At 67.2% G+C, this 8,452-nt stretch carries 7 protein-coding genes; 2 read left to right on the top strand and 5 right to left on the bottom strand.

Annotation, left to right across the window (positions count from 1 at the left end):
* Window positions 1–20 precede the first annotated feature (20 nt).
* The 5 genes from AC3WRR_RS16835 to AC3WRR_RS16815 form a co-directional block, all read right to left on the bottom strand.
* Window positions 21–1,166 carry a BMP family ABC transporter substrate-binding protein gene (locus AC3WRR_RS16835; RefSeq protein WP_010809242.1) on the bottom strand — a complete coding sequence of 382 codons (1,146 nt, stop codon included), beginning with the start codon at window positions 1,164–1,166 and terminating at the stop codon, window positions 21–23.
* Between the two features lie 58 nt (window positions 1,167–1,224).
* Window positions 1,225–2,145 (bottom strand): ABC transporter permease, encoded by a 921-nt coding sequence (locus AC3WRR_RS16830; protein ID WP_492297514.1) that lies wholly within the window; start codon window positions 2,143–2,145, stop codon window positions 1,225–1,227.
* A gap of 18 nt (window positions 2,146–2,163) precedes the next feature.
* Window positions 2,164–3,273 carry an ABC transporter permease gene (locus AC3WRR_RS16825; RefSeq protein WP_010809240.1) on the bottom strand — a complete coding sequence of 370 codons (1,110 nt, stop codon included), beginning with the start codon at window positions 3,271–3,273 and terminating at the stop codon, window positions 2,164–2,166.
* Window positions 3,266–4,828 (bottom strand): ABC transporter ATP-binding protein, encoded by a 1,563-nt coding sequence (locus tag AC3WRR_RS16820; protein ID WP_492297512.1) that lies wholly within the window; start codon window positions 4,826–4,828, stop codon window positions 3,266–3,268. The genes AC3WRR_RS16825 and AC3WRR_RS16820 overlap by 8 nt, the downstream gene beginning before the upstream one ends.
* A gap of 316 nt (window positions 4,829–5,144) precedes the next feature.
* Window positions 5,145–6,077 (bottom strand): pirin family protein, encoded by a 933-nt coding sequence (locus AC3WRR_RS16815; protein ID WP_010809238.1) that lies wholly within the window; start codon window positions 6,075–6,077, stop codon window positions 5,145–5,147.
* A gap of 690 nt (window positions 6,078–6,767) precedes the next feature.
* Here AC3WRR_RS16815 and AC3WRR_RS16810 point away from each other — a divergent pair.
* Together AC3WRR_RS16810 and AC3WRR_RS16805 are read left to right on the top strand one after the other, a co-directional pair.
* On the top strand, window positions 6,768–7,484 hold the full coding sequence (locus tag AC3WRR_RS16810) for an ABC transporter permease (RefSeq protein ID WP_010809237.1): 717 nt from the start codon (window positions 6,768–6,770) through the stop codon (window positions 7,482–7,484).
* Window positions 7,485–7,510: 26 nt separating this feature from the next.
* The gene (locus tag AC3WRR_RS16805; RefSeq protein WP_231881390.1) at window positions 7,511–8,443 is read left to right on the top strand and encodes a glycine betaine ABC transporter substrate-binding protein; all 933 of its coding nucleotides are present in this window, start codon (window positions 7,511–7,513) and stop codon (window positions 8,441–8,443) included.
* Window positions 8,444–8,452 lie beyond the last annotated feature (9 nt).

The following is an 8,452-nucleotide window of genomic DNA, read 5'->3' as shown; positions in this document are numbered from 1 at the left end:
CGGCTGGGCTGCGTGGCGAATCAGCCCGGGATCTTGCCTTCCACGCCTTCGACGTAGAACTTCACGCCATGCAGGAAGCCGTCGTCGGCCACCTGGTCCTTGGCCAGCTGTTCCTTGCCGGTGTTGTCCTTGATCGGACCCTTCCAGATCGGCGCGCTGCCGTCGGCGATGCCCTTCTTGCGCTCTTCGACCAGCGCCTTGACGTCAGCCGGCACATCGGCGTTGAAGCTCTTCAGGTCGATCATGCCTTCCTTCAGGCCCCACCACGTGGTGCTGTTCTTCCACTGCTTGTTCAGCACGTCTTCCACCACCTTGTTGTAGTAGACGCCCCACGAGATCACCGACGCGGCCAGGTGGGCCTTGTCGCCGAACTTGCTCATGTCGCTGTCCCAGCCGAAGGCGTGCACGCCCTTTTCCTGCGCGGTCTGCACCACGGCGGCGGAGTCGGTGTTCTGCATCAGCATGTCGACGCCCTGGCCGATCAGCGTGGTGGCGGCTTCGCGCTCCTTGCCCGGATCGAACCACTTGTTGACCCACACCACCTTGACCGTGGCCTTGGGGTTGACGCTGCGCGCGCCCAGCGTGAACGAGTCGATATTGCGGATCACCTCGGGGATGGGCACCGATGCCACCACGCCCATCTTGCCGGTCTTGCTCATCTTGCCCGCGACCACGCCCGCCAGGTAGGCGCCTTCATAAGTGCGCACGTCGTACTGGGCCAGGTTCTCGGCGGTCTTGAAGCCGGTGGCGTGCTCGAACTTTACGTCCGGGAATTCCTTGGCGACCTTGAGCATCGACTCCATGTAGCCGAAGGTGGTGCCGAAGATCAGCTTGTTGCCCTGGCTGGCCAGGTCGCGGAACACGCGCTCGGCGTCGGCCGCGGATTCGGGCACGTTCTCGACGAAGGAGGTCTTGACCTTGTCGCCGAACTTCTCTTCCACGGCCTTGCGGCCGTTGTCATGCGCGAAGGTCCAGCCGGCATCGCCGACCGGCCCGATATAGACGAAGGCGACCTTGAGCGGCTCGGCCTTCTGCTCGGCCGCGGGCGCGGAGGCCGCGCCCGCCGTCTCGGCAGGCTTGTCGGCCTCTTTCTTGCCGCAGCCCGCGAGGGTCAGCAAGGCGGTGGCGGCCAGGGCCGCCAGGGTCTTCCTGCGCGTGACGATCATGATTTCTCCTTGTGATGAATTGTTGGTAGCTCAGGGATTTCCGTCAAAAACTCGAGGCTCAGGCATTGCCGGGCCGGAAGGGCTTGCCCAGCGAGGCCGGCATGTTCAGCCGGATCCAGGCCGGGTTGCGCGAGATCAGCGCCAGCACCACGATGGTGGCCGCGTACGGCAGCATCGACAGGAACTGCGACGGCACCGACACGCCGATCCCTTGCAGGTAGAACTGCAGGATGGTCACGCCGCCGAACAGCCACGCGCCCACCAGCACGCGGCCCGGGCGCCAGGTGGCGAAGGTGGTCAGCGCCAGCGCGATCCAGCCGCGACCGGCGACCAGGTTCTCGACCCACATCGGCGTGTACACCAGCGACAGGTAGGCGCCGGCAAGCCCGCAGCAGGCGCCGCCGAACAGCAGCGCGCCAAAGCGGATGGTGCGCACCGGGTAGCCCAGCGCGTGCGCCGATTCCGGCGCTTCGCCGATCGCGCGCAAGGTCAGCCCCGCGCGCGCGCGGAACAGGAACCACATGATGGCAAAGCACAGCAGCAGGCTGAAATACACCATCCAGTGATGCTGGAAGAAGGCCGGCCCGAAGAAGGGCAGGTCGGCCAGGCCGGGCACGGCCTTGGCCTGCGCCGGCATGGCGAAGCCGACAAAGCGCTGGCCCATGAAGGCCGACAGGCCGGTGCCGAAGATCGACAGCGCCAGGCCGGTGGCGACCTGGTTGGTGGCCAGCACCAGCGCCAGCCACGAGAACAGCGTGGCCATCAGCATGCCGGCGAGCGCGCCGGCGGCAAAGCCGAGCAGCGGCGACTGGGTCTGGTAGCCGACCATGAAGCCGGCCACCGCGGCGACCAGCATCATGCCTTCGGCGCCGAGGTTGAGCACGCCCGAGCGCTCGTTGATCAGCAGGCCCAGCGCGGCCAGCAGCAGCGGCGTGCCGGCGTTGATGGCGGTGGCGATAAGGGGAGCGAGTTGTTCCATATTGTTCTGTAGCTCCGCTCAGGCCGTGGTGGCGCGCCAGCGCAGGCGGTTTTCGATCAGCGTGTCGCAGGCCAGCAGGAAGAACAGCAGCATGCCCTGGAACACCCAGCCAATGGCCGACGGCAGGCCCAGGCGCGATTGCGCCATCTCGCCGCCGATATAGAACAGCGACATCATGATGCCGCCGAAGACCGTGCCGACCGGATGCAGCCGGCCGATAAAGGCGACGATGATGGCGGTGAAGCCGTAGCCCGGCGAGATCGACGGCAGCAGCTGGCCGATCGGGCCGGTCACTTCGAACGCGCCCGCCAGGCCCGCGGTGGCGCCCGAGATCAGCAGTGCGCTCCACAGCGCGCTGCGCGCCGAGAAACCCGCGTAGCGCGCCGCCGCCGGCGCGGTGCCGCCCACCTGCAGGCGGTAGCCGGCAAAGCTGCGGAACACGAACACGGTCATCACCGCCACCAGCACCAGCATCACGGCAAAGCCGGCATGCAGGCGCGAGCCCGACATCAGGTTGGGCAGCAGGTACTCGGACGAGAACACCTTCGACTGCGGGAAGTTCATGCCGTTGGGATCCTTCAGCGGCCCGTTGACCACCCACAGCAGCAGCTGCTGCGCGATATAGGTGAGCATCAGCGAGACCAGGATCTCGTTGGCGTTGAACCTGTCCTTGAGCACCGCCGTGAGCGAGGCCCACAGCATGCCGCCGACCATGCCGGCGAGTGAGGCCAGCACCAGCACCACGGTGCCGTTCATGGCCTGGCCCGGCACATCGAAGTAAAGCACGGTGGCGCCGGCGCAGATGCCGCCGGCAATCAGCTGCCCGTCGGCGCCGATATTCCACACGTTGGCGCGGTAGCACACCGACAGGCCGAGTGCGCACAGCACCAGCGGCACGGTCTTGAGCAGCACCTCGCCGATGGCGCGCTGGTCGCGCAGCGGATCGGCCAGGAAGACCTTGAGCGCGGCCACGGGGTCCTTGCCGAGCACCAGGAACAGCAGCGCGCCGAACAGGAGCGTCAGCGCCAGTGCGACCACCGGCGAGGCATAGGCCATGGTGCGCGAGGGCAGGCCACGCGGCGCCAGCGAGAGGGGGGAGCGGGGCAGCAGTTGTCGCACATCAGCCATGGCTTGCCACCTCCGCGCCGGATTGCGCCTGGGCGGGCCCGCCTTGCCACAGTCCGCTCATCCACAGGCCGATTTGCTCGCGCGTCGCGGTCTCGGCCGGCACCGAAGGCGACAAGCGCCCCTTGGCGATCACGTGCAGCCGGTCGCAGATCGCGAACAGCTCGTCGAGCTCTTCCGACACCACCAGGATGGCGCAGCCGGTGGCCTTCAGCGCCAGGATCTCGTTGTGGATCTGCGCCGCGGCGCCAACGTCCACACCCCAGGTCGGTTGCGCCACGATCAGTACCTTAGGGCCGCTTTCGATCTCGCGGCCGACAATGAATTTCTGCAGGTTGCCGCCCGACAGGCTGCGCGCCAGCGCGTGCGGCCCGCTGGCCTTGACGCGGAAGCGGCTGATCACGGCCGAAGCCAGCCCGGCGGCCGCGCCGGGCGAAATCATGCCTTGCCTCACATAGGGTGGCGTCTGGTGCGACAGCAGGATATTGGTCGCCAGGCTCATGCCCGGCACCGCGCCGCGGCCCAGGCGCTCTTCCGGCACGAAGGCCAGGCCCGCGCGCCGGCGCTGGCGCGCATCGAGCCGGCCGACTGGCTTGCCGCCGAGCTGCACCGACATGTTGTCTGCGCGTGTGTCTTCACCGGACAGCGCGGCCAGCAGCTCCTGCTGCCCGTTGCCGGACACGCCGGCAATGCCGACGATCTCGCCGGCGTGGACATCCAGCGAGATCCTGCTCAACTCGGTCGCGAAGGCATGCGCGCGCGGCAGCGACAGGCCCTGCACGCTGAGCCGCACCGGGCCGCGCTCGGCAGCCACGCGCGTCTCGCGCGGGGGCTCGCCGCCGATCATCAGCCGCGACAGCGAGGCCGCGGTTTCCTGGCGCGGATCGCACACGCCGGTGACCTTGCCCATGCGCATCACGGTGGCCTGATGGCACAGTGCGCGGATCTCGTCGAGCTTGTGGCTGATGTAGAGGATGCTGGTGCCTTCGGCGGCCAGCTGGCGCAGCGTGACGAAGAGCGTTTCCACTGCCTGCGGGGTCAGCACCGAGGTGGGCTCGTCCAGGATCAGCAACTGCGGATTGGCCAGCAGCGCGCGCACGATCTCCACGCGCTGGCGCTCGCCGACCGACAGCGTATGCACATGGCGGTTCGGCTCCAGCGGCAGCCCGTAGCGCTCGGCGGTGGCGCGGATGCGCTCGGCCAGCTGCTTCATGTTGCCTTGCTGTCCGGCGGGCAGGCCGAGTGCGATGTTCTCGGTCACGGTCAGCGTGTCGAACAGCGAGAAATGCTGGAACACCATGGCGATGCCCAGGTTGCGGGCGTCGTGCGGACTGTTGATGGTGACCGGCGCCCCGTTGAAGTGCATCTCGCCGGCATCCGGACGGACCGCGCCAAAGATAATCTTCATCAGGGTGGATTTGCCTGCGCCGTTTTCACCCAGCACGGCATGGATCTCGCCGGGGGTGACGCTGAGGCTGACGTCGTCATTGGCGACGACGCCCGGGTAGCGCTTGCTGATATGGGCCAGCGCCAGCCTGGGAGGGAGTTGTGATGTCACTGAGGCGGCTCGGGTTGTTGTGATGGCAGCAACGTGGGATGAGTCAACAGCGCGGCAGTGCGTGGCGCAGCATCGCCGCGACGCATTGCAGCATTCATCATGGTTTGGTGATGCCCGATATTGGTGATGGATTATATAAGTGACAGGACACCGGGCGGGCCGATTCCGGCGTCATTCCAGTCCCTGCAACGGTTTGGGGGTGGTTGCAAGTCGCGTGCCGGCCACAGCACGAAAAAAAAGCCGCCGGCTCCTTGCGGAGCCAGCGGCTGGACTGGAGCAGCGGCGGGCGGCCAGGGCGGCCGCTCGCCGGCAGGGCTCAGGCGCCGGTGGTGGCGGCGCTGGTGGCGAAGCGCCCGTCGCGGAAATCCGCCAGGGTCTGGTAGATCTGCTCCTGCGTGTTCATCACGAACGGCCCGTACTGCGCGATCGGCTCGTTCAGCGGCTGGCCCGCGATCAGCAGGAAGCGCGCGTCGGCCTCGGCCCTGACGATGACGCCGTCAGACTGGCCGGCGTTGTCCAGCACGCCCATGCGCTGGGCCTCGATCACGGCGCGGTCGTCGCCGCTGCCGATCGAAACCTCGCCCCGGTACACGTAGACGAACGCGTTGTGCCCGGCCGGCAGCGCCTGCGCAAAGGTCTGGCCGGCCGGCAGGTGCACGTCCAGGTAGACCGGCTCGGTCACCGGGCGCGTGATCGCGCCGGCCACGCCGTGCGTGGCGCCCGCCAGCACGCGCACCGTGGCGCCGTTGTCCAGCGCAACCGTCGGGATCTCGGCGGCGGGCAGGTCGCGGTACCACGGCGCGGTCATCTTGTCCGCGGCCGGCAGGTTCAGCCATAGCTGGAAGCCTTCCATGCGGCCGTCTTCCTGCTCGGGCATTTCCGAGTGGACCACGCCTGCGCCTGCCACCATCCACTGCGCGCCGCCGTTCTGCAGCAGCCCCTCGTTGCCGGCGCTGTCGCGATGGCGCATGCGCCCGGCCAGCATGTAGGTGATGGTCTCGAAGCCGCGGTGCGGGTGATCGGGGAAGCCGCCGATGTAGTCGTCCTTGCTGTCGGTGCCGAAGGCATCGAGCATCAGGAACGGGTCCAGCCGGCGCTGCAGGTTCTGCGTCAGCACGCGGGTCAGCTTGACGCCGGCGCCGTCCGAGGTGGCAATGCCCCGCACCACGCGGTCCACGGCGCGCGAGCGTTGCACGGTTTCGGCGGCGGCGGCGGGAACGGTGGCGAAGGTGGTGGCAAGGGTGTCCATGTCTTTCTCCTGTAGGCGGGTTCCGCGCGGCAATGGCCGGGCTGGTTTCCCCGTCGTTTCAGCTACCTCGTCAATTTAGTGTTTTGGCGCGGAAAGAGTAGAGGGTCGCCGGGCAACAGATTGTTCTGCTGGCGTACCGACTGTTAGTCCAGGTTCTTTCGAATTCAGAACGATCCGGGAGGTCGCCGTGTGCCGGCTAATGCACGGCCGAACATGCCGTCCCACTGCCGCCAATTCGCGCAAGATCGGCGCAGGAAGGCCGGAAAAATGCGGGAAGATGACAGGATCGATGAAGATCGCTATAATAGCGCTCTCTTTGTCATCCGTTGAGGTGAGATGCGGGGTGTCAAAACCTCGCCAGCCCTTGCCAGTCAACGGCCGATGGACCGGCGGCGCGTCGGAAAACTTCAATATTTGCGCTGCCACTGGCCAACCGATCGCAACAACTTTGCGTCGCCGGTTGCGCCGCTTCAGGGACTGCCAATCCAACCCGGCATCCCGTCAATCGGACTTCCCGCCCACGGCGGAGGAATCCACAGACCGTCCGCCGGCAATCGTGCCGGTCATGGCGGCAATGCAATCTGAACCGGGACTGGTGGCGCCCTATCTCCGCACGCACCAGCCCATATTGTTTTCCATCGCCGGGAAGTGGCGTGCTGCGCGCTTTTCGGTTTCGGAAAAGGGGAGAGTATGTCAAAGCAATCGGCACGGGCCTTCGCCTGGGCAGGACTGACGCTGGCCGCGCTGGCTGCACTGGTGGCATGGATCGGCGTCGATGTGATTCGCCAGTACCAGGAGCGCCTGCTCTACGACGTGGCCGACCACCTGCGCCTGGTGGTGCTGTCCATGACGCTGGCGCTGGCCACCGGCATCCCGGCCGGCATCGCGCTGAGCCGCCCGTGCATGCGCCGCTGGGCCGACCGCCTGATGCAGGTTTTCAACGTGGGCAATACCGTGCCGTCGCTGGCGGTGCTGGCGCTGGCCCTGGCCGTGCTCGGCATCGGCGAGCGGCCCGCCATCCTGGCGCTGTGGCTGGCCTCGCTGCTGCCGATCGTGCGCAACACCTACGAAGGCCTGCGCAATGTCTCGCCCACGCTGCTGGAAGCGGCGCGTGGCATCGGCATGACGCCGGTGCAGCGCCTGGTGCGCGTGGAATTGCCCAACGCGCTGCCGGTGATGCTGGCCGGCATCCGCATCGCCCTGGTCATCAACGTGGGCACGGTGCCGCTGTCCTTCCTGATCGGTGCCAACAGCCTGGGCGAGCTGATCTTCCCGGGCATCTACCTGAACAACCAGCCGCTGCTGCTGCTGGGCGCGGCCGCCACGGCGCTGCTGGCGCTGGCCCTGGACGCGCTCTTTGCCGCCGCCGGCCAGCTGTACCTGCGCCGGCGCGGGCTGGCGCGCTGAACATGGGGACCGAAATGGAAAACCAGATGCAATTCATCCGCCGCCGTGCCCGGCGCGTCGCCCTGGTGGTGGCTGCCGTCACCGCTTTTGCGGCGGGGCTGGCGCTGGCCACTGCGCCTGAAGCGCGTGCAGAGGCCACGCCGATCCGCGTGGGCGGCAAGAACTTCACCGAGCAGCTGCTGCTGTCGTCGATGACTTCGAAATACCTGCGCGCCAAGGGCCTCACCACCGAACTGACCGCCGGCCTGGGCAGCACGCTGATGCGCCAGGCGATGGAGAGCAACCAGCTCGACGTGGTGTGGGACTACACCGGCACCGCGCTGATCGTGTTCAACAAGGTCCAGGAAAAACTCGGCGCCAGGGAAAGCTACGAGCGCGTCAAGCAGATGGACGGCGCGCGCGGGCTGGTGTGGCTCGATGCCTCGAACATCAACAACACCTATGCGCTGGCGATGCCAAAGGAACGCGCGGCCAGCGGCGTGACCACGCTGTCGGGCTTTGCCGAGCAGATGCGCCGCGCCGGCTCCGACGCCAGCCACCCGTTCGCGGTCGACATGGAATTCGCTGCGCGCCCGGACGGCCTGGAGCCGCTCAAGGCGCTGTACAAGCTGCCGTTCTCGCGCCGCGACGTGATCCAGCTCGACCCGGGCCTGGTCTACACCGCACTGAAGAACAACCAGGTGGAGCTGGGCCTGGTCTATGCGACCGACGGCCGCGTCAAGGGCTTCGACCTGGTGCTGCTGGAAGACGACCTGCACTTCTTCCCGCCGTACAACGCGGTGCCGGTGGTGCGCAAGCCGGTGCTCGACAAGCATCCGGAACTGGCCGGCCTGCTCAATGCACTCGCTGCCAAGCTCGACAACGAGAGCATGACCGACATGAACTACAAGGTGGACATCGGCCAGCAGCCGGTGGACAAGGTCGCGGAGGACTTCCTGCGCAGCCACGGACTGATCTGAGGGAGGCCG

The organism is Cupriavidus sp. FW305-3-2-15-C-LB2 (assembly GCF_058787575.1).
This window is presented reverse-complemented; position numbering and strand designations above follow the sequence as displayed.

Bases quoted from the DNA above. Each gene is read 5' to 3' on its own strand.
- AC3WRR_RS16835 (WP_010809242.1), bottom strand. From the start codon at position 1,166: ATGATCGTCACGCGCAGGAAGACCCTGGCGGCCCTGGCCGCCACCGCC.
- AC3WRR_RS16830 (WP_492297514.1), bottom strand. From the start codon at position 2,145: ATGGAACAACTCGCTCCCCTTATCGCCACCGCCATCAACGCCGGCACG.
- AC3WRR_RS16825 (WP_010809240.1), bottom strand. From the start codon at position 3,273: ATGGCTGATGTGCGACAACTGCTGCCCCGCTCCCCCCTCTCGCTGGCG.
- AC3WRR_RS16815 (WP_010809238.1), bottom strand. From the start codon at position 6,077: ATGGACACCCTTGCCACCACCTTCGCCACCGTTCCCGCCGCCGCCGCC.
- AC3WRR_RS16810 (WP_010809237.1), top strand. From the start codon at position 6,768: ATGTCAAAGCAATCGGCACGGGCCTTCGCCTGGGCAGGACTGACGCTG.
- AC3WRR_RS16805 (WP_231881390.1), top strand. From the start codon at position 7,511: ATGCAATTCATCCGCCGCCGTGCCCGGCGCGTCGCCCTGGTGGTGGCT.